The organism is Psychrobacter sp. P11G3, assembly GCF_001435845.1.
Taxonomy (GTDB): Bacteria; Pseudomonadota; Gammaproteobacteria; order Pseudomonadales; family Moraxellaceae; genus Psychrobacter.
In genome coordinates this window covers 1,661,489-1,686,599 of record NZ_CM003596.1, presented here as the reverse complement: position 1 = coordinate 1,686,599, position 25,111 = coordinate 1,661,489, and the positions used below count along the sequence as shown (strand labels likewise).

20 protein-coding genes are annotated in these 25,111 nt (G+C 42.5%); 13 read left to right on the top strand and 7 right to left on the bottom strand.

The window, feature by feature from the left end; all coding sequences use genetic code 11:
- Positions 1-17 precede the first annotated feature (17 nt).
- Entirely contained in the window at positions 18-1,598 is a 1,581-nt protein-coding gene (locus tag AK824_RS06880) for a BCCT family transporter (protein WP_057760130.1), read from the bottom strand.
- Between the two features lie 520 nt (positions 1,599-2,118).
- Entirely contained in the window at positions 2,119-2,889 is a 771-nt protein-coding gene (locus AK824_RS06875; protein ID WP_057760128.1) for an IclR family transcriptional regulator, read from the bottom strand.
- Positions 2,890-3,130: 241 nt separating this feature from the next.
- Between AK824_RS06875 and AK824_RS06870 the strand changes: the two genes are divergently transcribed.
- The 4 genes from AK824_RS06870 to AK824_RS06855 all read left to right on the top strand — a co-directional run bounded on the left by AK824_RS06870 (position 3,131) and on the right by AK824_RS06855 (position 10,526).
- Positions 3,131-4,312: an iron-containing alcohol dehydrogenase gene (locus AK824_RS06870; RefSeq protein ID WP_057760126.1), complete on the top strand. Its 1,182-nt coding sequence runs from the start codon at positions 3,131-3,133 to the stop codon at positions 4,310-4,312.
- 67 nt (positions 4,313-4,379) lie between these two features.
- On the top strand, positions 4,380-5,870 hold the full coding sequence (locus AK824_RS06865) for a CoA-acylating methylmalonate-semialdehyde dehydrogenase (RefSeq protein ID WP_057760124.1): 1,491 nt from the start codon (positions 4,380-4,382) through the stop codon (positions 5,868-5,870).
- Between the two features lie 234 nt (positions 5,871-6,104).
- The gene (locus AK824_RS06860; protein WP_197411791.1) at positions 6,105-8,612 is read left to right on the top strand and encodes a CoA transferase; all 2,508 of its coding nucleotides are present in this window, start codon (positions 6,105-6,107) and stop codon (positions 8,610-8,612) included.
- 261 nt (positions 8,613-8,873) lie between these two features.
- Entirely contained in the window at positions 8,874-10,526 is a 1,653-nt protein-coding gene (locus tag AK824_RS06855) for a BCCT family transporter (protein WP_057760121.1), read from the top strand.
- A gap of 225 nt (positions 10,527-10,751) precedes the next feature.
- On the opposite strand, the gene AK824_RS06850 is transcribed toward AK824_RS06855, so the two are convergent.
- Both AK824_RS06850 and dld read right to left on the bottom strand, forming a co-directional pair.
- Positions 10,752-12,434, bottom strand: coding sequence for an NAD-dependent malic enzyme (locus AK824_RS06850; RefSeq protein ID WP_057760119.1), 1,683 nt, complete (start codon positions 12,432-12,434; stop codon positions 10,752-10,754).
- 309 nt (positions 12,435-12,743) lie between these two features.
- On the bottom strand, positions 12,744-14,552 hold the full coding sequence (gene dld / locus AK824_RS06845; RefSeq protein ID WP_227511128.1) for a D-lactate dehydrogenase: 1,809 nt from the start codon (positions 14,550-14,552) through the stop codon (positions 12,744-12,746).
- 271 nt (positions 14,553-14,823) lie between these two features.
- Here dld and AK824_RS06840 point away from each other — a divergent pair, with 271 nt between their 5' ends.
- Together AK824_RS06840 and AK824_RS06835 are read left to right on the top strand one after the other, a co-directional pair.
- Positions 14,824-15,729: a LysR family transcriptional regulator gene (locus AK824_RS06840; protein WP_057760117.1), complete on the top strand. Its 906-nt coding sequence runs from the start codon at positions 14,824-14,826 to the stop codon at positions 15,727-15,729.
- A gap of 615 nt (positions 15,730-16,344) precedes the next feature.
- Positions 16,345-17,241, top strand: a complete 897-nt coding sequence (locus AK824_RS06835) for a 3-hydroxyacyl-CoA dehydrogenase (protein WP_057760115.1) — start codon at positions 16,345-16,347, stop codon at positions 17,239-17,241.
- A 164-nt stretch (positions 17,242-17,405) separates the two neighbouring features.
- Here the strand turns inward: AK824_RS06835 and AK824_RS06830 are convergent, their stop codons facing one another.
- Positions 17,406-17,651 (bottom strand): hypothetical protein, encoded by a 246-nt coding sequence (locus AK824_RS06830; protein WP_057760113.1) that lies wholly within the window; start codon positions 17,649-17,651, stop codon positions 17,406-17,408.
- Between the two features lie 255 nt (positions 17,652-17,906).
- On the bottom strand, positions 17,907-18,158 hold the full coding sequence (locus AK824_RS06825; protein WP_057760112.1) for a hypothetical protein: 252 nt from the start codon (positions 18,156-18,158) through the stop codon (positions 17,907-17,909).
- A gap of 365 nt (positions 18,159-18,523) precedes the next feature.
- Here AK824_RS06825 and pqqA point away from each other — a divergent pair, with 365 nt between their 5' ends.
- From pqqA to AK824_RS06800, 6 genes are all read left to right on the top strand, one after another.
- The gene (pqqA, locus tag AK824_RS13525; RefSeq protein ID WP_082894360.1) at positions 18,524-18,598 is read left to right on the top strand and encodes a pyrroloquinoline quinone precursor peptide PqqA; all 75 of its coding nucleotides are present in this window, start codon (positions 18,524-18,526) and stop codon (positions 18,596-18,598) included.
- Positions 18,599-18,669: 71 nt separating this feature from the next.
- On the top strand, positions 18,670-19,581 hold the full coding sequence (pqqB, locus tag AK824_RS06820) for a pyrroloquinoline quinone biosynthesis protein PqqB (RefSeq protein WP_057760110.1): 912 nt from the start codon (positions 18,670-18,672) through the stop codon (positions 19,579-19,581).
- A gap of 42 nt (positions 19,582-19,623) precedes the next feature.
- Positions 19,624-20,382, top strand: a complete 759-nt coding sequence (gene pqqC, locus AK824_RS06815; RefSeq protein ID WP_057760108.1) for a pyrroloquinoline-quinone synthase PqqC — start codon at positions 19,624-19,626, stop codon at positions 20,380-20,382.
- Entirely contained in the window at positions 20,379-20,675 is a 297-nt protein-coding gene (gene pqqD / locus AK824_RS06810) for a pyrroloquinoline quinone biosynthesis peptide chaperone PqqD (protein ID WP_057760106.1), read from the top strand. Before pqqC ends, pqqD begins: the two co-directional genes overlap by 4 nt.
- A complete protein-coding gene (gene pqqE, locus AK824_RS06805) occupies positions 20,672-21,829 on the top strand; it encodes a pyrroloquinoline quinone biosynthesis protein PqqE (protein ID WP_057760104.1) in 1,158 nt (385 codons plus the stop codon). Before pqqD ends, pqqE begins: the two co-directional genes overlap by 4 nt.
- A gap of 2 nt (positions 21,830-21,831) precedes the next feature.
- Positions 21,832-22,881: a dipeptidase gene (locus AK824_RS06800; RefSeq protein ID WP_413772200.1), complete on the top strand. Its 1,050-nt coding sequence runs from the start codon at positions 21,832-21,834 to the stop codon at positions 22,879-22,881.
- Between the two features lie 79 nt (positions 22,882-22,960).
- Here AK824_RS06800 and AK824_RS06795 read toward each other — a convergent pair whose 3' ends face one another.
- Positions 22,961-23,875, bottom strand: a complete 915-nt coding sequence (locus AK824_RS06795) for a LysR family transcriptional regulator (RefSeq protein WP_057760101.1) — start codon at positions 23,873-23,875, stop codon at positions 22,961-22,963.
- A 175-nt stretch (positions 23,876-24,050) separates the two neighbouring features.
- Between AK824_RS06795 and AK824_RS06790 the strand changes: the two genes are divergently transcribed.
- Positions 24,051-25,025: a 2OG-Fe(II) oxygenase family protein gene (locus tag AK824_RS06790; protein ID WP_057760100.1), complete on the top strand. Its 975-nt coding sequence runs from the start codon at positions 24,051-24,053 to the stop codon at positions 25,023-25,025.
- The last annotated feature ends 86 nt before the right edge of the window (positions 25,026-25,111 follow it).

Below are 25,111 nucleotides of genomic sequence, written 5' to 3'. Positions count from 1 at the left end.
TTTTATTGCCACTCTGCTTACGTTATTGAGCGTGAAGGCTCATTAGTTTTCCTTACCTCAGTTGATGATGTTGGTTCTAGCTCAACAATACCCCCATTAATCTCAACCCTACGGGCTAACTTTAAAAATGAAAATCCTGCACCTAATACAATCAACATACCGGGTACACCAGACAAATTGAACAACATCTTGATGGCATCAACCCCAATAAAGCTTGCACTGATCCAGGCGACAAAGGCTACGGCACAGCCCCAAATCGTTTTCACCCATAAAGGAGACGTCAAGTTATCTGAATCAACCCCTTGGATACATAGACCGCCAATCGCATCGGTCGTCGAATCGGCCGCCGTCACAAAGGTAATAAAGCAAGCAAATATGAATAGCGCACTGAGTAAAGTACTACCAGGTAACTGATTGAACAGCACATAAATCACCGAAGCAAAACCATTATCTTGATAGGCTTGGTACATAATGCCGCCCATGGTGGTATCAAAGAACAGTGAAGAACCACTGAATACACTGAACCACACAAATCCGAAAGCAGATGGCAGTAATAGATTGACCATGATGAACTGACGGACGGTATAGCCGCGGGCAATTTTTCCAAGAAACAAACAGCTTAGTGGCGCCCAAGCAAACCAACTGGCAAAGAAAGCAACTGTCCACCAACCTGGCCACGGGTCATTACCAGAAGCACCTGTGACTAGGTTGCGTGCAAAAAAGTCAGAAAGATAAACCCCTAGTGACTCAACACCCAATGATAAGATAAAGGCAGTTGGGCCCACCACAAATATGAATAGAGCCCCTACAAAGTAGAGCCAAGTATTGATTCGAGCAAGCGTTTGGATACCGCGGTGCAGTCCAGATGCAGCAGATATAAGGGCTGCCCCTATAATAACGATAGCGATAATTGCATACCCAGTCGTACTTTTCCCAATGCCCAATACAGATTCCATGCCGTCACTTATCACCAACAGCCCAGAAGTCAATGTTGCAGACATACCCAGTACAACGGCAAACAACGCTAAACCGTCAACCACTTGACCACCAATACCATCAACCCAGCGCCCCAAAATTGGACGTAACATTGAGCCAATCGAAAATGGCAATTTCAGGTTATGAAATGCTAGAGCAAATGCTAAACCGGCAACCGTATAAATCGAGTAAGGGGTAATCGTCCAATGTACAAAAATAGTAGACATCGAAAAGCGCATCGCTTCAGGGCTTTCAGGGATAATTCCTAAATATGCGGGAGGCTCATGATAATGCAGTACTGGTTCAGCAACAGACCAAAATAGAATGCCCATTGCGATAACCGTCGTTAGCGACACTGCAAACCAACGAAATGGTGTCAGCATTTGAGACGCGTTTTCGCCACCAATACGCACTCGGCCTATTGGGGCAAAAAAAGCATACGCTGCGATAAACACCATGAACAAAGCACTAAGGTTGAATAACCAAGAAAGGTTAGCCATGATCATGCTATTTAGACTTGATGTGCCTGTGATAAAATTTTGTTTATCAATGATTGTATAAGCGACTGTTAATACCAAGCAAATAAATGCAGGCCAAAAAGTCACTGGTCGTAATTTTGCCATACAAACTTCCTTGTTATGGTTCTAATTGCTGTTAAGATTACTTCAAATCTTAGTTAGTTGAAAAATGATATAAAGTCTATCAAGCATGAGTTAAAGTAATGCCACAAAATAGCGGCATACTTTTTAGGAGGGGTTCGCCTCAAGAAGTATTAGACTGAGTGATGGACTATCCTACTTCTCAAAACACCCCCTAATAGCCATAAAAAAAGGTTGCTAGCACTATGTTTTATATAGCGTTAGCAACCTTTTTTTATTATGTATCTTTATTAAGTGATGTTCTTAGGTTAGGTGATGTTATTGTTAGGGTCTGTTGTACGGCGAACCAATAGTTATAACTATCTACTGTAATCGGTTCAATATAGTTTGGATACAAGGAAGGCCAGTGAGAGTACTACAACTCTTAGACTAAGAAAGCCTGACACCGTATCCAAGCTATAGAAGATTGATTATCAAAACCATCTACTGCTATACATTTACAGAACAAACAAACCCTAGCCTACTATCTTGTCTTGCCACTTCTCTATTCATAGTTCTGATTAAAAATAACAGACAGCTCATTCGCCGCCTCTTGCATAAGGGGTACATAACTAAGCAACTCCTCTAGACTTTTTCTCACTGTCGGACCGTGTGTAAACACGGTGGCAAACGATTGTTGATCCCCATTGGGAATCATGACTGCACACGCTACCATACCCGGAATAAACTCTTCATTATCTACACCTACTCCCGTCTCACGCGTTGCCGTGATCGTTTTCATTAATTGTTTTTTATCGGTCTGAGTTTTAGTCGTTAATGCGTGTAACGACATTTTCTCAACGATGCGCCCACACTTTTCATTCGATAGTTGCGATAACAATAATTTACCACTAGCACTGGCCCAAACAGGAACATGAGTACCCGACGGTAGAAATATTTGCAACGGCCAATCTGACATAACGCGATCGATATAAACCACGTCTAAGTCTTGTAAAATCGAAATACCTACCGTCTCTCCTATTTTTGCTGACAGCTCATTCAATATGGCCAATCTTTCATTTTTAAAATCACTATTTTGTAATAAGTTCATAGCAAGCTTATACGTGCGTTTTCCGCAAGTTACCTTCCCTGGTAAGTCTAACTGAACGAATCCAAGATCCTGCAATTGATCTAATAACCGATACATACTCGGCACCGGAACTTCTAGAGTTTCAGCAAGGTCACTCACACTCATTGGTCTTTGCGAGTGGGCAAGCACTTCCACTATTTGTAAAACACGCTCAACACTTGAACCCTTCTTTTTAGTATTACTCATTATTTAGTTTAAACCTCTAGCTGATTCTCAGCGAATAAATTTATTTATTATAACGATAAAATTTACGCTTTTGCGTCTTGCTATTATAAAAATATTCTGTTACTTTTTACATAACGATAAGAATTTTATCATTATGTGAAATTTATATTTAAATACTATCCACTTTTGTGAATAGTCCGTACGACGATTGAGCCACTTACCAAGCTCATATCTGACGTCATTAATTCAAGGATGAATAACTATGTCACACAGTATCTTGCTCCCAAGGACGATGGAAATTGGACGCGATGCCTGTAAAAAGCTACCTGCAATATTAGCTAGCTTAGGGGTAAAAAAACCACTGATTATCACTGACGAAATGATGATCAAACTGGGCTATGTTGATAACGTTCAGGCTATTTTGAAAGAAGCTCAAATCAATGCTGATGTGTTTTCAGATACGGTACCCGAACCCACTGAAGGCTCTATCAAAGCAGGCGTCTCTCAAGTCAAATCACAAGATTATGATGGTTTGATTGCTTTAGGTGGCGGCAGCCCTATCGATAGTGCGAAAGCAATCTCAATCTTGGGTAAGTTTGATGGGGTCATGCGTGATTATAAGTTTCCTCGTCAAGTAGATGAAACTGGCTTGCCTATCATCGCCATACCAACTACTGCTGGAACAGGATCAGAAGTCACACGTTTCACCATAATTACTGATGATGATAACAATGAAAAATTATTGTGTGTCGGTATGGGTTTCATGCCTATCGCAGCCATTATTGATTATAGCCTCACGCTCAGCGTACCGCCGCGTACTACCGCGGATACAGGTATCGATGCGATGACCCATGCTATCGAAGCATATATCAGCCCAAAACGTAACGCTTATAGCGACCAACAAGCACTCGCGGCTCTACGCTTGATTGGACCCAATATCCAAACCGCTTATCACGATGGAAAAGACGAGGCAGCCCGTGAAGCAATGATGCTAGGTTCTACCTTGGCAGGTATTGCTTTTTGCAATTCTTCAGTGGCGCTAGTGCATGGTATGAGTCGTCCAATCGGTGCTTTTTTCCACGTACCGCATGGCTTATCAAATGCCATGCTACTACCAACAATTACCGAGTTTGGCATCTCAAGTGCACCCGACCGTTATGCTGACTGCGCACGCGCCTTAGGCGTCACTGACTCTGCTGATACAGATGATGAGGCAAATATCCGTTTGATCGATTTTCTCAAAAACTTAAACAAAGAGTTGCACGTGCCTACACTCGCAGAATTTGGTGTGCAAAAAGCGGATTTTGACAAGCTCGTCAACACCATGTGCGAGCAAGCCTTTGCGTCAGGGTCACCGAACAATAACCCTCGCATACCCAGTCTTGAAGAAATGACTCAGCTCTACACCATGTTGTGGGATGACAGTAGTACAGACCATTCATAACGCTGAAATCGCTTTATTAAATATCAACCCACCAATAGTACATACACATGTTTAAAGGATATAAACCATGCAAACGATAGGACATTTTATTAACGGAAGCTTAGTCAATAATGATAGCCAGACTCAAGACGTTTACAACCCCTCAACGGGCGAACTGAGTAAAAAAGTTGCTTTGGGCGGCGAAAAAACCATCGGTGAAGCAGTAGCTGCTGCTAAGGCTGCATTCCCAGCGTGGAGTAACACACCACCCATAAAACGCGCGCGCGTGATGTTCAAATTTAAAGAATTGCTCGAGCAGAATGCCGATGAGATTTGCCGCTTGATCGGTGAAGAGCACGGAAAAATTGTTCACGATGCGGCAGGTGAGCTACAACGCGGTATTGAAAATGTAGAATATGCGTGCGCTGCACCTGAGCTACTAAAAGGTGAGCACAGTCGTAATGTTAGCTCAAAGATCGACTCTTGGAGTGAGTTTCATCCGCTAGGTGTGGTCGCTGGTATCACGCCCTTCAACTTCCCTGCGATGGTGCCACTGTGGATGTTCCCGATGGCCATCGTTTGTGGTAACACTTTTATCCTAAAACCATCTGAGCGTGATCCAAGCTCTACGCTATTCATCGCTCAGTTGTTGCAAGAAGCGGGGCTTCCAGAAGGCGTTATCAACGTTGTCAATGGTGGTAAAGAAGCTGTTGATGCCATCTTGCATCATCCAGATGTAAAAGCAGTCAGCTTTGTTGGCTCGACCCCTATCGCTGAATACATCTATACGACCGCAGCGGCACAAGGCAAGCGTTGCCAAGCGCTGGGCGGTGCCAAAAACCATGCGATTGTGATGCCAGATGCGGACTTGGATAACGTTGTCACGTCATTACTAGGCGCAGCCTTTGGTTCATCAGGCGAACGCTGTATGGCATTATCCGTTGCCGTAGCAGTCGGTGATGAAATTGCCGATAAGATGATTGCTGCACTAAAACCTGCCATTGAAGCGCTCAAATTTGGTGTGCATTCAGAGAAAAGTAATGACTTTGGCCCTGTTATTACCAAGGCACATAAGTCTAAAGTCGTAGAGCATATCAAAAGTGCTGCCGATCAAGGCGCAACATTGGTCGCAGACGGCTCTGACGTTCAACCAGAAGGTTATGAAAACGGATTCTTTATTGGCCCAACACTGATTGACAACGTTACCAAAGATATGGACAGCTACAAATCCGAGATTTTTGGTCCAGTACTGCAAGTCATGCGTGTACAAACCATGAGCGAGGCAGTACAGCTCATCAATGACCATGAATATGGTAATGGTACATGTATTTATACCAGAGATGGTGAAGCGGCTCGTCACTTTATTGACAATATCGAAGTTGGCATGGTTGGTGTCAATATCCCACTACCGGTACCAGTCGCGTCTCAAAGCTTTGGTGGCTGGAAGCGCTCATTGTTTGGTGACTTGGCCATGTACGGGCCAGACGGTGTACGTTTCTTCACGCGTCGTAAAACTATTACGCAGCGCTGGCCAAGTGCGGCAGTGAGAGACGAGAAGCAATTCTCAATGCCCACTTAATACAATTATCTCTCAAGAGCATCACCTCACAGTTGCTCTCAAAAATATTAAATAGTATGTCAAAAACTGGTGCTTGCATCTTACCCACATCACACGTGGATAGATAGCGAGCACTCTGACTATATAGTTTGGTAGCTACTGATCTCTATGGTACCGCTCTTCACTAAATCTTTATTTCTGATAATTCCAATTTTTCGTAGTAATAGCATAATAAAATTCTAAGGATGGATGACTATGCAAGCAACTCATGAATTGCCACTCATCGGTGTCAAGGTAATCGATTTTGGCCAATATATCGCAGGTCCTGCTGTAGGTATGATGCTTGGTGACTTAGGCGCAACCGTGGTTCATATCGATCCCCCGTCAGGTCCAAAATGGCAAAGTCCCGCTAATGCCGTATTAAATCGCAATAAATTGATGTTAAGACTCGATCTTAAGACGGATGATGGACTATCACAGGCTAAACAATTGATTTTGGAAAGTGACATTGTCATCGAAGGTTTCCGTCCTGGAAAGATGGCAGAGATGGGTCTGGATCTGGTAGCACTGCGAGCAGAACGTCCACAATTGATCACATTGTCCATCCCTGGGTTTGCATCGAATGATGAACAGCGTCGTGAACTACGTGCCTATGAAAGCATCGTATCAGCGAGCTCAGGTGTGTTTACTGACATGGGTTTAAACCGTGTCCTAATGGGAATCAACCCATCGTTTTCTCCCCTGCCACTTCCCTCGGCTTATGGTGCAATGCTGGCAGGTTCCTCAGTCGTTTTTGCACTACAAGCACGTGAAAATACTGGTCTTGGCGATGCTATTGAAGTTCCTCTTGCTGCTGCTGTCATGGAAGGTCTCTGCTACAACTCAATAGAGATTGAAAACCTTCCTGAACGTTATTTGACTCAGCGTGAAGTTGAAATTCAACGTCGTCGCGTTGAAGGTATTCCGATGAACATGGGATACGAAGAGTTGCAAGAACTGCTAGATCCTTTTTATCGTAGCTATATGTGTAAAGACGGGCGTATGTTTTACGTAGTATGTCCTAGCCACAAATATCACGCTAAGCGTTGTTTACAAGTATTGGGATTATACGACGAGTTACTTGCGGAAGGATTGACTGAAGAAGAAGACACTTATTTACCTTCTAGTCAATGGACATCTGATACATCGCTTGGGGTTTATCCAATGCCAAAACATTGGGCAGATCACATTGCTGAAAAAATGAAAGGCGCTTTTTTACTACGTACTTCAAAAGAGTGGCAAAAGATTTTTGGGAAACGAGGCATACCTGGAGCACCGCAGCGTTGGTTACAAGAATGGATTCGTGACGATCATGCAGAAACTGCAGGCCTCATGATTGAAGTTGACGATCCAACTTACGGTAAAATGATCCAGCCAGGGCCGATTGTTTGGTTAGAAGGGTGTGGGGAGTCAATGCTGCAACCTAAACCGCCCATGCCTACTACTTTTGACGAGGTATTCAAAAAACTCAAGAGCTTCAAAACCAAGTTGCCTTCAATAAAGGAGACTAATGAAAAGCACGGTTGGTTAGATGGTGTTCGAGTTATTGATCTTTGTAATGTTATTGCTGGGCCACATTCAGCAAGTTACCTAGCACGTTTTGGTGCTGAAGTTATCAAGCTTGACTCTGCTTCTCCATTGTACGATAGCTGGAATACTGTCATTTATGGCATGTCTCAAATGACTGGTAAACGCTCTATCCTTGCTGATATCGGCAAAGGTGAAGGCCGAGAGCTGTTTGAGAAATTGGTTCGTTCCGTTGATGTCATTGTTTGGAATGCGACCGATACGCAAATTCAGAAAATGGGGCTAGATACTGAAGGGTTAAAGGCCTTAAATCCAGAAGCCATTTTCTGCAAGCTGGATTGCTTTAGTGGTGTTCGCAAAGGTCCATGTAGTGATTTCATAGGATACGATGATGTGGTGCAAGCATCTACTGGCATCATGCTACGTTGCGGTGGTGCTATGGATACGCCTGAAGAGCATGCTCACGTAGGTACCATTGATGTCATGTGTGGTTTTGGCGGTGCAATGAGCATTGGCGTAGCGCTATATCAAAAATACCGTACCGGGCGTATTGGACGTGGCCGTACATCACTAGTCGCCAATAGCGCGTTGTTGCAAATCCCTTATTGTTATGACTTTGAAAAACGTGGGTTATTTAATGAGCCATCCGGTCGCGAAACCAATGGCCATGATGAGTTGACGCGCTTTTACTATACGTCTTCAGGGAATTACTTATTATTAAACGCATATGAAGTCGATGTAAAAAACTTCGAAAACGTTGAAGACTTACAAGGTTTCAGTGAGCTAGATAAAAGTGAACGTGCAGCATTCTTGTCTAATATTTTTCAAAAAGCGCCTGCTCATGACTGGGTAGAACGTCTACAAGCTGCCGATATTGCGGCTGTCGTCTGTGCAGATATTAATGCGTTACGTGCTGAATACAGCCGTATAGCAGATGGTACACCAGGTACTGATCATGGTAGTTATTCGTTTTCAATTTATGAAGATCATCCAAGTGGTCATAAAGTGACACAACTTGATCCTTATGCTATTCGTCCATCGAATAGTATCGTGTACGCACTCTCTCGACCTGAGAAATTTGGGAGATCAACTCGCCAAATCATGCGAGATCTTGGTTACAGTGAAATAGAAATTGAGGCAAGTATCGCTAGCGGTTATGTGAGCGATAGCTGGAGTCAAGAATATCTACCAAGTTAATAACAAATTAACTTAGGAAACATCATCGTCTAGACCCTAAGGCCAAAGTGAATAAGTGTGTCATTAAACAAAAAGCTGTCAATACGAAACAATGGATAAAGCACATGAGAATTTTTGATAAAACTTAACTACTTTTGGCCCTATAGGTTTAGGAAAGTACCACTTGATGACCTACCTTAAATGACATGAATTAAACAGTTGAAAGGATTGCAACACTTAACATTCATTAAAATGAAAAATATACTATCTAAAGGATTAGATATGAGACAGAAACGCAGACAACCTTTAACCAATTTACCGATTAAGGTAGCAACAAAAGGCTTTTACGAGGGGTTTAATAAAGACGTTACGATTACTGCCAAAATTCTACTTGGTTTGCTCATTCTCTGGGCTGTCATCTTTCCTGAGAACTCACTCTCCATACTAGGCTCAATCAATAGCTTTTTGCTCAATCACTTTTCGACATGGTACATCTTATGTGTGGCCTTTTTCTTAGTATTAGCATTGCTTCTAGCGTTTATTCCACGCTATGGCAAGCTCATTTTAGGAGATCAAGGGGATAAACCTGAGTTCTCCAACTTTTCATGGTTTTCAATGATCTTCGGCGCAGGTATTGGGGTTGGCATGTTAACCTTTGCAACCGCAGAACCTATGTATCATTTTGCAAACAATCCTGAAGTTATTAAAGGTATGGCAACAGGCTATGGTGCCGATAATGTACGTTACGCCTATAAATGGGCATTTCTACATTGGGGTTTTAGCGCATGGATTTGCTATTCCTTAGTCGGGCTCTCAATGGCATATTTTTCCTTTAGACGCAAACTACCACTTACCATTCGTTCAGGGCTAGCGCCATTATTTGGCAAAAAACTGTCAGGTAGGCTCGGTGATACAATCGATATTGTCGCTGTTATTGCAACGATTTTGGGTGTAGCACAAACACTAGGATTTGGGGTCGAGCAATTTGTTTCTAGTATGCATCGCGTTGGTATGGGTGAATGGTTAATCAATGCTGACGGCAAGTCGTCAGCCACAGCGATTATCGTTGCATTGATTGTCATCGTTGGAGTAGCAACACTCTCTGCTCTTTCTGGCCTTGGTAAAGGTGTAAAATGGTTATCCAATATAAATATGTGGCTAAGTCTTGTTCTTTTTGCATTTTTCTTAATATTTGGTTCTACCTTCTTCGGTCTACAGTCTTTTTTCGTAGGTCTGTTTGATTATGTTGTCGCTCTTCCTGAGCTCCTAGTGACTGTTTGGCAGCCTAATGGCACACCTGTCGGTGACACACTTTCTACATGGCAAAAAGATTGGTCCGTTTTTTATTGGGCATGGTGGATCGCCTTTGGTCCTTTTGTTGGTGTGTTCTTTGCTCGTATTTCACGTGGTCGCAGCATTCGTGCTTATCTATTAGGGACTGTTGTACTACCGGCATTAATGTGTTTTATCTGGTTCTCAGTGGTAGGAGGAACCGCGATTGATTTAACGCTCAGTGGTATTGCTGGTGATGCGATTTCAGGTGTGGGCCAAGAAGCTCAGTTATTGGCGATGCTTGATGTGATGCTATCACCCGGTTTTGCTTGGATAATGGCCATTTTAGTTTTAGTCTTATTATTGACTTATTTAGTTACTACGTTAGATTCGGCAATTTTAGTTATCAATACTATTAACTCAGGTGGTAATGAAGGACCGAAAGGCCGGCCGCATATTATCTTTTGGGGTGTTATCTTAGCATTGGTTGTTGGAGTACTACTGATAAGCGGAGGCTTAGGTGCAATTAAAACAGCGATGGTAATAGGTGCCTTGCCTTTTAGTTTTGTAATGGTACTGATGGGGATATCTCTTGTGAAAGCCATTCTCTATGATACCAGTCCAGATAAGACATCCACTATAAATGCAGTCGACAAACAGTGACTGAAATGAGCATACCAAGTGTAGCGTTTGATTACGGTTTAACGAAAGTTAGTTAATTGCTCTATGCACTGAACATCAAGGTTTGATAGCAGTTAGTTTATACCACTGCAGAAACAAAAAAGGTTGCCGACACTATATATAATATAGCGTTAGCAACCTTTTTTATTTAATGCTTTACTTAGATAATGTATCTAATATTAGGAATTTTTATATCTAATCTCTAACCTAGAAAGAAGTACGGCGATAGTTACGATATTCAGGTAACCAAAAGTTCGCTTTTAATCGGCGTTGTAAATTCTCCGATGTGATAGGTAGTGCTAGCTTATCTTGAGCCGCTTGCAATGCCACTGCATACGCTATTTTTTCACTGATCTCTCTGATAACTTTGATCGGCGGTAGGATGGCACCAGGTGCTTTTTCGTATTCCATTGATATATCTGCAAGGGCTTGGCTTGCCGCCGTTAGCATATTATCGCTGATACCTGACGCACGTGCTGCTAAAACACCTAGACCAATACCCGGGAAAATATAGCTGTTATTACACTGAGAAACCTCAAAAGACTGACCGTTATAAGTGGTATGAGGAAACGGACTACCCGTCGCAACAATTGCCTTACCTTTACTCCAATTCATGACTTCTTGCGGCGTTGCTTCCACACGAGACGTTGGATTTGAAAGTGGTAGTACAATTGGGTGCTCAGTATTAGCACATAGCGACTCGATCACTTCTTGGGTAAACAGACCTTTTTGTCCGCTAACACCAAATAATACGGTGATTTTTGCTTGTTTAACCACTTGCGCTAAGCCGAGTTTCTTGCTTTTATCCCAGCTGGCAATAGCTGATTCTTTTTGTACTAACGGTTCTTGGAATTTTTGCAGCTCTGTCATGCCATCTGTTAGCAAGCCATAGCGATCAACCATGAATACTTGACTACGAGCTTGCTCTTCAGTCAATCCTTCACGCTGCATTTGGCGAATGATATGCTCAGCAATACCGCAACCCGCAGATCCTGCTCCTAAAAATGCGATATTCTGTTGGCTAAGTTTTTGACCTTTATTTAGACACGCTGCAATCAGAGTACCAACCGATACCGCAGCAGTCCCTTGAATATCATCATTAAAGCAGCATAGCTGATCACGATATTTATTCAATAATGGTGTCGCGTTTTCCTGAGCAAAATCTTCAAACTGCAATAACACTTCTGGCCAACGGCGCTTAACGGCTTGAATGAATAAGTCCACAAATTCATTATATTCATCGCCAGAGATGCGCGGATTTCTCCAGCCCATATACATAGGATCGTCAAGCAGCTGTTGGTTATTGGTGCCGACATCCAGCAAAATAGGTAGACAATAAGCTGGGCTAATACCACCACAAGCCGTGTATAAAGACAACTTACCGATTGGAATACCCATACCGCCAATACCCTGATCCCCTAGGCCCAATATACGTTCACCGTCAGTAACAACGATCACTTTAACGTTTTGTTTGGTGGCATTTTGTAGCATATCGTCGATTTTGTGACGCTCAGGATATGAGATAAACAAACCACGTTTACGACGATAAATTTGCGAGAATTTTTCACACGCCTGACCAACGGTTGGGGTATAAATGAGCGGCATGACTTCTTCGATATGCTGCTCAATGAGATGATGAAATAAGGTTTCATTGGTATCTTGGATGTTACGCAAGTAAATATGCTTATCCATCGCGTCAGTGAATGAGCTTAGTTGATGATAAGCACGTAATGATTGCTCCTCAATCGTTTCAATATTATGAGGTAATAGCCCCGTTAAATTAAAGCTACTACGTTCTTCTGATGAAAAAGCACTACCTTTATTCAGTAAAGGTGTCTCTAAAAGAGCGGGTCCAGCAACAGGAATATATAAAGGACGCTTGTTTGACATAATGTAATCTTCTTATTAAAGGCATATGAGTGAAAGCCATACTGAGTGAAAGCTATGCTAGTGCTGCATTATACATAGCATCGACTGGTATTTAACAATAGATAACAAAATCATTTTGAATAAATATGCTTCTGAACTTGAGGCCACTGATATATTTGCCTAGAAATAATCAAAAAGCACTACCAATCGGCAGTGCTTCTGAAGGTGTACTGAACGTTTATAATAGACAAACACTGAACTATTCAGCTACTTTGCTACTTTGCTTAGCTACTGATAAATAATCAGCCCAATGCCACTTTTAAAGTTCAGTTATAGACAGCACGAGCAATTACGTTTGGTTTTCGGCATTTTACCAATACCCGGATTAAAGGTATTGGTTGGGTCTAAGCTTGCATAAAAGTTCTGCAAATCAGGTTCCGCTTCGTATAGGTGTCCGACATTATGCTCAGCAGGATATTTGGCTCCACGTGCGCTCAGTAGCTCTAACATCATCTTTTTAACAAGATGTGCATCACTGCCCTTCTTCAGAATATAGTCTTGATGAAACACATAACAAAAGAAGTGTCCATAATAGAGTTTCTTCTCCAAATGCTGTTCAATGTCTTCAGGTAGCGTTTCGAGCCATTCTAATTCGTTACGTGGTATGGCAATATCTAATGCCAATATATCGCCGACGTCTTTTTCATGTATGACTTCATACCTTAGTGCGGCACCTGCTGCGGCAAAGCGATGTAAAAAGGCGCTTTCTGATTCTTCTTGACTACATTCAAAATAGTTACCCGTATTTGAAGCGTCGAAAAACACCTTCAGAAAATCCTGTGCTTCTGCTATTCCAGCATCACTCATTTTTAAGATTAAATGATGCTCATATTGGTCGCGATACTCTAGCATTCGCTTCGGTAAATGCTTTGGAAATATATTGGCGACGAATTGCATGACTTTGTCAGTGAAATGCTTTGGCATCCATGACCATTTATGGAATTTTGCATCCATAGCACCTTTGATAGAAAATAGTCTAGGTAAGGCATTGGTACCAAGATGCTTAATACTCAGGAACGTGTCTTTTCCGTATTTAGCGGATACATCGAATATATCACGATGCATGTACTCACCTACTTCCGGAATATTATCGAAGCTTGATAATATTTGCCTCCTGAGCTGTGCAAGCTCACTCACACTGTTGGTACCTATATAAAATGTTTTCTCTTTTACAGCTGTTGGATAGGTATCAAGACGTACTGCAAACACGGCAAGCTTGCCAGCGCAGCCGCTTGCTTCATACAGTCTTCGCTTATCCGCATTAAAACGACTTGGTGTGCTTGCTTCAACATCTTTTACTCTAGCGATGTACTCTTTGTCAGATGCGAGCTTGCCAGTGTCAGGTAATGCTCTTTTATCAAAATTACCTGTTTGCAAGTTAGTGAGTATTTCTTCTGGGGTATCTCCTAACTCTACGTCTAGGTGGTTAACCAGCACTAGCTGACCGTGCTTGTCTATTTGGGCAAACAATGCCAGCTCAGTATAAGCAGGACCTCTTTTCACCAGAGCCCCACCAGAATTATTAGAGACACCGCCAATAATAGATGCACCTAACGTCGATGAACCGATGACCGAGTGAGGCGCTCTATTTACGGCTTTAAGCTGACTTTGCAACTGGTGCAACGTGGCGCCAGGTAAGCTAATCACTTGCTCGTTATCATTCACCAAATACAACTGATTCATTGCAAGGGTATTGATCACAACAACTGGTCTATCGTAGTCATTACCGCTCGGGGTTGAGCCTTCAGTCAGTCCCGTTTTTGCTGCTTGCATGATAATAATGCAGTCGCCTTCCACACATATCTCTAGACTACGCCAAATCTCCAGCAACGTTTGCGGAAACAAAACAGCCAAAGCGCTGCCGCCACCAGAGCGCCACCCCATTCTATAGTGTTCATTTTTTTCTGGATCGGCCTGTACATTGCCGGCTCCCAGTAAATGGGTTAGCTTGTCTAATACTTGCTCAGGATGAAGTGTGTCTTGGTCTTGATGCGCTATATTTGATGAGAAAAGGTTTGATGAAGCTCTATTTAATGACGGCATATGACGCTCTTTATTTAGTGATTGTGTGTCACTCATGATGCTAAAGGCCCTTGAAAACCAAAGATATAAATGGCAGCCATGACGATAATCCCGCAGAACAACACATAATAGATAGTAGGTAAAATAGTGATTAGAACCTTTCAAGCCGCCATACACAGTGATTGCTCATCAGTGTATCGATTAAATATTCAAAATTCCCTAAAATATTCTACGCCTTGTCAATACATTGATATATTGCATCAAAGGACAATGTTATTTTCTTTTTTTGCTATAATCCAAAACGTATTACACCAATTGGGGAACAAGTATGGGCAAAGCTGACGATATGGTTTTATTCGTCCAAGTGGTTGATGAAGGGTCATTTTCTCGGGTCGCTGAAAAGCTGTCATTAACGAATTCAGTGGTAAGTAAACGCATTGCAAGATTAGAAGAAAGCTTAAATGCACAGCTACTGTATAGGACAACCAGAAAGTTAAGCTTAACCGATGCAGGAAGGACGCTTTATAACAAAGCTAAAATCGCTAAATTTGCCTTTCAGGAAGCTGAAAATGCCGTTACAGGCTATGGTGAGGACATGAAAGGCAACATACGTATAACCATGCCAGCGGTCTCTGCAAATCTAATATTGAGCGAATCCATTGCCGAATTCTGTAAACAACACCCAGAAATATCAGTAGATTTACAGATTACCAATCGATTGGTTGATTTGATAGAAGAAGGATTTGATCTGGCGATAAGGACAGCAGAGCTTGAAGACTCATCACTCATTGCAAGACGTCTTATAGATAGCCAGTGGGTCATATGTGCGACACCAGACTATTTAGAGCGACACGGTACACCTCAAACCCCTGAACAATTACGGAGTCATGAGTGTTTGGTCTATAAGTTTGATCATACGGCGAATGGTATATGGCCGCTATATATAGATGGTACGGAGCAACTGCTTCCTGTACAGGGTCGGTTTCATAGCAATCATCTTAATGCGATTAAACAAGCGACTCTCAGCGACCTAGGTATCGCCTTTTTACCACAAGCTCTTGTTTATGAAGAGATGCAGCAAAATACGCTCACTCAAATTTTGCAACGCTTTACACGAAAGAAAATGGGCATGTATGCGGTTTACCCCAAGGCACGGCAACCGGACCAAAAGTTGAAACTGCTTGTAGCGCATCTGCGAGAATCATTACATCAAAAACAGGCTTACTACTGCTAATAACCTTTAGACAGATCAATAGGCTTGTCCACTCTAGCTGCTTCTCCGCTAATGCAATCCTTACGCACATAGCACAGTTGAAAAATGGTGCATGATACATGTGCAAACCTTCGAATGTGGCAACGAATTTATACGTAAGAATAATAATAGGGACAATAGCCTTCCTTATATATTGAATCCGTTAAATGCGATTTTTATCGTACATCTCTTTGATTCGCTTAACTAGGATAAATAATATGCTTGCTCCCAAGCCTAATATTGAGTAAATTCGGTAATATGATGCTAATGCTTTTAGAGCATACTAGATAGGACAATATTTTGACATCAACAGTCATTAAAAATGTCGTTATGATATGAAATTAGCCTTCAATTATCATAAAATCATCAGGTGTAAAGTTAGTAACATGGTCATCAAGTTATTGAATTATTTAATAATATAATAAGTCAAGTAGTATAAACTTATCTGATACTTGCATAGCGATATTTTTGGGTTCTCTTTAATGTTTTTATAAAAATGAAGGTTGAATAATGAAGTAAAACCATCTAATAATAGGTCTATAAGTTCTAGACATTTATCTAGCAACTTATATCCACTACTATTAGGAAATAAATACAATGACGTATAAAAATGTAACTGTCGCGGGAAGCGGCATCCTAGGCTACCAAATTGCTTTTCAGGCCGCATTTCATGATTTTAATGTCAGTGTCTATGACATCAATGATGAGGTTTTAGAAAAAGCAAAGTCAAAATTTCAATTGATGTGCAAGGCTTTTCGAAAGGATTTGAGGGCAACTCAAGAGCAGTTGGATAAGGCTTTTGATAATCTCAGCTACACCTCAGACTTAGCAGAAGCAGTCAAAGATGCTGATCTAATGATTGAAGCCATTCCCGAGATTCCTGAAATTAAAATCGAATTTTATGAAAAACTTGCCAAACTAGCGCCAGAGAAAACCATCTTTGCGACCAATACCTCAACCTTACTTCCTAGCCAGTTTGCAGAATCAACGGGACGACCTGCGCAGTTTTTAGCGCTACATTTTGCCAATAAAATTTGGATGCATAATGTCGCCGAAATCATGGGACATCCTGGGACAGATCCTAAAGTATTTGATGAGGTTGTTGCTTTTGCTACTGCCATCGGTATGGTGGCAATGCCGCTGGATAAGGAGCAACCCGGCTATATCATGAACAGTTTGTTGGCGCCTTTTATAGATGCAGCTTTGCAATTGGTTGCAAAAGAAGTTGCCGATCCACATACGATAGATAAAACGTGGATGATAGTAACTGGCGCGCCGTCAGGCCCCTTTGCCATATTGGACACTATCGGTATCAACACTGCCTACAACATCACAAAACTATCTGCTGAAAAAACTCAAAATCCTGTGAGGTTCAAGGCTGCTCAATATTTAAAAGAGCAATTAATCGATCAAAACAAACTAGGATTCGCGACTGGTGAAGGTTTCTACACTTATCCAAACCCAGCCTTTATGCAGCCTGATTTTTTGAAATAATAAATAGCTTTCAAACTGGCTCTAAAACACAAAAGGCCATTCAAGCTGTATATTACATCGCTTGAATGGCCTTGTCAGTCGCGCATTTTATCTAACTAAATATCTTAATATTAGGATTTACTTTCGGCGATGACTATCCAAACTTATCTAAGTTATGTTGTTCACTAAAGAGAAAAGTCATATCGCGTCAATGCAATTATTTCAATTGGCACTGCATACTTCCAAGGCATACCGCCCGTACAATAGAACTGGCCATCTTCAAAAGCCACAATGCGAGATGTGAAGTCATTACCTACCTGATCTTCTAGAGCATTCTCATCACTCTCATCACTTACAGCACACCATATATTTTTATGACCGTCCTCAAGCATTGAACGAGTTAGTTCGCTTCCAACAATTACCGTATCCATGTTGTTACTCCTATTCAATGACAATGATTAGTAAGCTAAACAAGCGGTTTTGTAACAGCAATCACTTGAGCATCTTCGAACCTGTTTTATCTATCGTTACAAAATATTGATGGTTAGACAGATGAGCTTATAAATAGATAGTACAGATGTATTGTCAGCTAGAACAAGAAGTTGTAGACAGGTGGTAGATTTTCACGCATAGGCTGTAAGACTAATCTGTATGTAGAACGTAACAGGCACTATATTGATAATGAGTTATAGCCCCACATCATCATGAGTAAGTGCCACTCTCTTTACTGAGACAGCATATTCCCATAGATCACCTTTATCACAAACGAACTGATCGTTATTAAAGGCTACAATAGGAACCAACAATTCGTAGTAACCATTATCTATGGTTGCTATAGCATAATCATCGCTAACGTTGCTGACAGCACACCATACATAGTTGCTGATATTTCCCAAGATGGCTTTGGTTAGCTCGCTGCCTTGTAATTCAGCAATCATCTTCAGGCTCCAGTATCTATCAAGTTAATCTATTACTTTATATATAAATTCGGTTTTTGCAATATATCTGTATAACTCATAAGTTCTCGAAATACACCTGACTCCCCTTCGAGCATATTTTTTATAGTTATAATTTATGCTCAATCTATTCAAAGATATTTTTAATCTTATGCCCAATATGTTGTCTTTTTAGCACGAAAAAACAGCTTTCATTTATGCTATAAAAGACTGCTTAATCGATGCTCGTTAACGCTTTACTAACATCTAAGAAATTGACAGCGGGGGGCAGCTTATACTACCCTTTATCACTCATTCACTTTATTAATCTTACTTCTTAAATAGTAAGATCGTTCCGGAGTAATCCCATGCAGTGGACCAAACCAGCTTTTCAAGACATTCGTATCGGTTTCGAAGTGACTATGTATTTCGAAGCACGCTAAAACTTATTAGCACTCAATCCATTAAAAGCCCTAGATGATTAGGGCTTTTATTTTTTTGGAAATATTGATTTATGTATATTCACGTTTTAGGCTCAGCTGCTGGTGGCGGTTTCCCGCAGTGGAACTGTAATTGCGATAATTGCCACGGTGTGCGTCAAGGCACGATTCAGGCAAAAACCCGCACCCAATCTTCGATAGCCATATCAGAAAATGGTGTGGATTGGATCTTATTCAACGCATCCCCTGATATCCGCCAACAATTATTTGAGTTCAAGGCGGCACAGCCAGCACGTCAATTGAGAGATACAGGTATCACCAATGTAGTCTTAATGGACAGTCAACTTGACCATACGACGGGGCTATTGACCCTGCGTGAAGGTTGTCCAATTCCTGTTTGGTGTACTGACATGGTCTATCAAGATCTAACAACAGGATTTCCTCTCTTTAATATGTTAAAGCACTGGAATGGCGGCTTGCAATATAATCAAATTGATCCAGAAAAGACGTTTAAGATTGAAGGATTTGACAATTTAGAATTGACGCCTTTAGTGATTAGAAGCTCTGCACCGCCCTACTCTCCGCACCGCAACGACCCGCATGATGGCGACAATATTGCCCTGATTGTAAAAGACTTAAAAACACAAAAACAACTATTTTATGCGCCAGGTCTCGGTAAAATTGACGCTCAAGTGATGCAAATCATGAAAAGCTCTGATTGCGTAATGATTGACGGTACGCTATGGACGGACAATGAGATGCAAGAGTGCGGCGTCGGTACGAAGACCGGCCAAGACATGGGACATTTGCATATTAGTGGTGAAGATGGCTCGCTGCATTCTCTAGATCAGTTAGATAACGCTCGTAAGGTGCTGATCCATATCAATAACACCAATCCGATATTGAATGAACAGTCTGAACAAGCCGCGACATTAAAACAACATGGTGTTGAAGTAGCGTTTGATGGTATGCAGATTGAGCTGTAAGACAAACGGTAAGGCAAAGATAGCAATCGTAAGGTGAGAACAATGCAAGAAGAAAACACAGCGCTAAGCCCAGAAGCGTTTGAACAAGCGATTATGGCTAAGGGTCAGTATTATCATATTTATCATCCCTTTCATATCATGATGCATGAAGGCAAAGCGACACAGCAGCAAATCCAAGCGTGGGTCGCCAATCGATTTTATTATCAGATCAATATCCCATTGAAAGACGCAGCTATTATGGCAAACTGTCCTGATCAGCGCGTGCGTCAAGAATGGATCCAGCGCATGATTGATCAAGATGGTGTGTATCCTGACGGCGGTGGACGTGAGGCATGGTTAGGTCTGGCAGAAGCAGTTGGTCTGACTCGTGAGCAAGTGATTTCTGAAGAGCTAGTGCTACCGAGTGTGCGTTTTGCCGTGGATGCCTATGTGAATTTTGCGCGGCGGACGTCATGGCGAGAAGCCGCCAGTAGCTCCCTGACTGAGCTGTTTGCCCCGCAAATTCACCAGTCACGTTTAGAGTCATGGCCCAAGCATTACCCTTGGATAAAGGAGCAAGGCTATACCTATTTCCGCTCACGCTTGAGTCAAGCGCGCCGCGATGTTGAGCATGGTCTGACCATCACACTCGACTCATTCAAAACCGCCGAGCAACAAGAGCGTATGCTTGAGATCCTACAGTTTAAGCTCGATATCTTATGGACGATCTTGGATGCATTGAGCTTGGCCTATGTGCATAATCAAGCCCCTTATCAAAGCGTTACCACTGACAATGTTTGGCATAAAGGATTATTCAAATGAGTATACCTGCTAGCTTACCTGAGCTGGATCAATCCATCGTACCGGTATGGCGTCACGGTTATCGTTTTCAGTTTGAGCCTGCGCAAAACGCCTATGTCCTACTTTACCCTGAAGGCATGATTAAGCTCAATGACAGTGCCAGCATCATTGGGCAACATATTGATGGTCAAGCGTCCATTGCTGATATTATCCAAAAGGTACAAGCTATGTTTGGCGATATTCCCGAAATCGAACAAGACATCATTGAATATATGCTGGTCGCCCAGCGTGAACATTGGATTGATTTAGTATGACTGCGCCAGTCGGGCTACCGCTATGGCTGCTTGCTGAGCTGACCTATCGCTGCCCCTTACAATGCCCTTATTGCTCAAACCCTATCGATTACGCTCAGTATAAAGAGGAGCTAACGACAGAGGAATGGTTTGATGTGTTTGATCAGGCGCGGCAAATGGGTGCGGTGCAGCTTGGCTTTTCTGGCGGTGAACCACTGGTTCGTCAAGACCTAGAAGAGCTGGTCGCTTATGCGCACAATCAAGGCTTTTATACTAACTTGATAACATCAGGTATGGGATTGACCGAAGCTCGGATTGCGCGTTTAAAAGAAGCAGGTCTTCAGCATATCCAGATCAGCTTCCAAGCCAGCGATCCAACGGTGAACAATGCCTTGGCAGGTTCAAAACATGCCTTTGAGCAAAAGTATGAGATGTCACGTCTGGTCAAACAGTACGATTACCCGATGGTACTTAACTTTGTCATTCATCGGCAAAACATCGATCAGATTGACCAGATTATTGATCTCTGCTTAGAGCTAGAAGCCGACACGGTCGAGCTGGCTATTTGTCAGTTTTATGGTTGGGCGTTTGAGAATATAGAGGGTTTACTACCAACCAAAGCGCAAGTGGTCCGAGCTGAACGCATTACCAATGAATACCGCAAGCAGATTGAAGAACGTGGTATTAAGTGCAAACTTATTTTCGTGGTGCCTGACTATTACGAAGAACGTCCGAAACCTTGTATGGATGGCTGGGGCAAGATTTTCTTAACAGTCGCACCAGACGGTACAGCCCTACCTTGTCATGCTGCCAGACAAATGCCAATACAGTTTCCTAATGTACGACATACTCCACTGTCAGATATTTGGTATGAATCTGCAAGCTTCAATCAGTTTCGCGGTGACGACTGGATGCCCGACATCTGCCAAAGCTGCCCAGATAAAGAGCGCGATTATGGTGGCTGCCGTTGCCAAGCCTTTATGCTAACTGGGGACGCCAAAAATGCCGATCCTGTCTGTGGCAAGTCGCCTTATCACTACCTGATTGAGGAGGCGCGTATCAACAGCGAGACGCCTGTACCTTTTGAAGAACTGCGCTTTCGCAATCCTAAAAACTCTAAACGATTAAGTATGAGTCAAGAGCAACTGATTCCCACGCGTACGGTTACGGATTAATGATGAATAACCAGCCCATAATTTTTGACGGTCATAATGATCTATTAACTCGTCTATGGCTAAGTTCAACTGCCGATCCGGTACATGACTTTATTTATGGCACGCTACCAGGGCATTTGGACTTACAACGTTGCAAAGACGCGAACTGGATGGGCGGATTATTTTCTATATTTTTACCGCCCTATGCTTATGTGAAAAACAACCATCCTGAAAAACTATCTGACCCCTCAAATTCGGATTTTACTCCGCAAGAAATCGTCGATATCTGCTGCACACAATTGAAACTAGCCCAGCAACTAGAGGCAAGATCTGACGGTCAGATTCAGATTTGCACCTCATTAAAACAAATCAAAGCCTGTCAGCAGAATCAACAATTAGCTATCGTTTTGCATTTGGAAGGTGCTGAGTTTTTAGCCATACAGCCTGACCTGCTTGATATGTTTTATGAGGCAGGCCTCAGAAGCATTGGCCCACTATGGAATAGAAAGAGTCTCTTCGGTGATGGCTTAAATGCGTCTTTTCCGCATTCTCCCGATACAGGATCTGGTTTGACCGCTCAGGGCAAAGCGCTTATTTTGGCCTGTCGTGATAAGCAGATGTTGATCGATGTGTCGCATATGAATGAACGCGCTTTTTGGGATACGCTAGAAATTGCCTGCCAGCCTATTGTTGCGACACATTCCAATTCACACGCTCTCTGTCAGCAAGCACGGAACTTGACTGATCAGCAGCTGGCTGCTATTAAACAAAGCGATGGTTTGGTTGGAGTGAATTTCGATGTGGCGTTTCTTCGTACAGATGGGCAACGTAATACGCAAACTTCGCTTGATGTGATTGTCGATCATCTTGATTATCTGATCGACCATCTAGGCGAAGATCACGTTGGGTTTGGCTCTGATTTCGATGGTTGCCTCCTACCTGATGAGTTATCTGATATCAGTCAAATCTATATGTTGATTGAGCGAATGCAACAACGTCACTTCTCAAATCAACTGATTGAAAAGGTGACGTCAAAAAACTGGTTTACGGTGCTTTATAAAATATGGCAATAGTCATAATAATCAAGCAATTACTGTCTAGGAACTGTTGTTTTGCTCGTCTGAGTAAACAGGGTAATCATTAGTTCTCGTTTTACCTTAATACCTGCTCTACCCGTTCAATCAAGTATTCTTTGACCGCATTAAACAATGGATCGATTAATCGCCGTTCTGGGCAAATCAAATACAGCGGATAGTTGGCCACTTGCCAGCCGTCCAACTCCACCTCGACCAGTCTCCCCGCCTTTAAATCGCCGGCTATATCTAACTGAGACTTTAATGCGATGCCTTTACCCGCCACTGCCCAGCGGCGTACAACGTCACCGTCTTTACTTCTGCGATTGCCATCCACTTCCACACGTTTAGTCTTGCCCTCTTTTTCAAAAGTCCACTCGCTCAAATACTTTTCATCATGACCCAAACGTAAACAATTATGCTGCGATAAATCTTCCGGCATTTTTGGGATACCGATACCCTTATCAATTTTGCTCAAATACTCCTTTGACGCACACAGTATAGGGCGATTATTCAACACTATGGGTAGTGCGACCAGTGATGAATCTTTGGGCGCGCCGTAACGTAGTGCCAAATCAATCTGCTGACCGTACAAGTCCACATAGCTGTCTGACATATGTAGCTGCACCGTCACTTTTGGGTGAATGTCTATAAAATCGTCCAACCAAGGCAAAATTAAGTTTCGACCCAAATCTGATGATGCTGACAGCCGAATTGTACCCATCAGCTCAGCATCATTGTCATGCAGTCCTGCATAAGCATTGTCTAAAATAGCCACCGCATCTCGGCAATGCTTTAAATATTGCTCACCCTTGCTAGTTAGACGCAGCCTACGAGTGGAGCGAACAAACAACACCGTCTCAATTTCGGCTTCTAATCGCTTGACCGCTGCACTCACAACTGCAGGCGACAGATCTAAGTGCCGAGCACAGGCAGATAGGCTACCTAAGCGAGCGGTCTCAATAAAAATATGTAAATCCTGCAAATTTTTCATCGTCATGCCTTCGTTCAATTAGCGTCTAACTTAGCAACCACCATCGCTTGCTGCTGCTAGCCTCATTATTATATAAAAATTATTGAAACTGTTTCTCTAAACCTGCTGATTATCAAAATCATTAATTATAGTAGCATGCACCTATAAGGTTTACTCACACATTTGGAGATATACGATGGATACTATAATACGGCCTACGAGCACACAGGATACTCAACACCATAGCCACCATGATGGCGATAATCAACAGAGCGCACTACAGCAAGCACGCAACTTGCCACTACCTTCAAAATCAGACATGCTTAGACGTGCACCATCGGTAGAGCATTTCTGGAATCAAAACAGCCAGTTACTAGAGCAAGCATGGGCAGAGTGGGAAACCACTGAGCATGACTTACCTGTACTTGATGACTCATTATTTGATCCAACTTTACGTGATGCAGTGACGCAAGCATGGCGCACTCCTTCTACAGAGATGGCTGTTAAAAATTTATGGCAAGAGATACTACCTGACGTATATCAGGGGCAACTCTTTGACCCAACACAACTGTCAACGCTGCGCCGTTATCTGCAAGCAATCGCAGACGCTAATATCCCAATACGTCCTCCTTATGGTATCGCATTGAACAGTAATGGCGCCATGCTAGATGCGCGCTCGCTAGGCTATTTGGCCACCCCTAATTTTCAGGCGTTTTATCATAAAGTCATGAATCAATATATGCGCCCTATCGCTCGGTTGTTATTTGCCAATGTTTATGGCTATGACACTCAGACCTTTGGGTTCTCAATTCAATACCAGCCGACAGGCGACACATCGCTACAACTTCATACTGATGCTTCAGCGGTGACTATGAATATTAACCTAAATCTGCCAGGCGAAGACTTTACTGGATCAGAAGTCGACTTTGTCGATCACCATTTAGGGCAAACCAAACGTGCCATCTTTAAGCCTGGTATGGCGATTATTCATAGAGGCTCGGTGCCGCACGCCGCACATCCAATCACCAGTGGTAAACGTACCAATATGGTGCTTTGGCTGTATGGCGATAATATGCAAGTACCACGAGGAGTTGGGCTTAATAGTCATATTGATGCCAATCAACGTTGGACTGCTACGCACAGCCAGCCTGATAATTTCGCGCCGTTTTAACAGCGGTACGCTATCGTTAGGTCAGACACAGCATAAAAAGTTAAGACAAGCATAAACATCCAATGGGTGAGTACCTCTACGAAAAT

Excerpts from the sequence above, each read along its gene's own strand:
- AK824_RS06880 (WP_057760130.1), bottom strand. The coding sequence starts at position 1,598 with ATGGCAAAATTACGACCAGTGACTTTTTGGCCTGCATTTATTTGCTTG.
- AK824_RS06875 (WP_057760128.1), bottom strand. The coding sequence starts at position 2,889 with ATGAGTAATACTAAAAAGAAGGGTTCAAGTGTTGAGCGTGTTTTACAA.
- AK824_RS06870 (WP_057760126.1), top strand. The coding sequence starts at position 3,131 with ATGTCACACAGTATCTTGCTCCCAAGGACGATGGAAATTGGACGCGAT.
- AK824_RS06865 (WP_057760124.1), top strand. The coding sequence starts at position 4,380 with ATGCAAACGATAGGACATTTTATTAACGGAAGCTTAGTCAATAATGAT.
- AK824_RS06860 (WP_197411791.1), top strand. The coding sequence starts at position 6,105 with ATGCAAGCAACTCATGAATTGCCACTCATCGGTGTCAAGGTAATCGAT.
- AK824_RS06855 (WP_057760121.1), top strand. The coding sequence starts at position 8,874 with ATGAGACAGAAACGCAGACAACCTTTAACCAATTTACCGATTAAGGTA.
- AK824_RS06850 (WP_057760119.1), bottom strand. The coding sequence starts at position 12,434 with ATGTCAAACAAGCGTCCTTTATATATTCCTGTTGCTGGACCCGCTCTT.
- dld (WP_227511128.1), bottom strand. The coding sequence starts at position 14,552 with ATGAGTGACACACAATCACTAAATAAAGAGCGTCATATGCCGTCATTA.
- AK824_RS06840 (WP_057760117.1), top strand. The coding sequence starts at position 14,824 with ATGGGCAAAGCTGACGATATGGTTTTATTCGTCCAAGTGGTTGATGAA.
- AK824_RS06835 (WP_057760115.1), top strand. The coding sequence starts at position 16,345 with ATGACGTATAAAAATGTAACTGTCGCGGGAAGCGGCATCCTAGGCTAC.
- AK824_RS06830 (WP_057760113.1), bottom strand. The coding sequence starts at position 17,651 with ATGGATACGGTAATTGTTGGAAGCGAACTAACTCGTTCAATGCTTGAG.
- AK824_RS06825 (WP_057760112.1), bottom strand. The coding sequence starts at position 18,158 with ATGATTGCTGAATTACAAGGCAGCGAGCTAACCAAAGCCATCTTGGGA.
- pqqB (WP_057760110.1), top strand. The coding sequence starts at position 18,670 with ATGTATATTCACGTTTTAGGCTCAGCTGCTGGTGGCGGTTTCCCGCAG.
- pqqC (WP_057760108.1), top strand. The coding sequence starts at position 19,624 with ATGCAAGAAGAAAACACAGCGCTAAGCCCAGAAGCGTTTGAACAAGCG.
- pqqD (WP_057760106.1), top strand. The coding sequence starts at position 20,379 with ATGAGTATACCTGCTAGCTTACCTGAGCTGGATCAATCCATCGTACCG.
- pqqE (WP_057760104.1), top strand. The coding sequence starts at position 20,672 with ATGACTGCGCCAGTCGGGCTACCGCTATGGCTGCTTGCTGAGCTGACC.
- AK824_RS06800 (WP_413772200.1), top strand. The coding sequence starts at position 21,832 with ATGAATAACCAGCCCATAATTTTTGACGGTCATAATGATCTATTAACT.
- AK824_RS06795 (WP_057760101.1), bottom strand. The coding sequence starts at position 23,875 with ATGAAAAATTTGCAGGATTTACATATTTTTATTGAGACCGCTCGCTTA.
- AK824_RS06790 (WP_057760100.1), top strand. The coding sequence starts at position 24,051 with ATGGATACTATAATACGGCCTACGAGCACACAGGATACTCAACACCAT.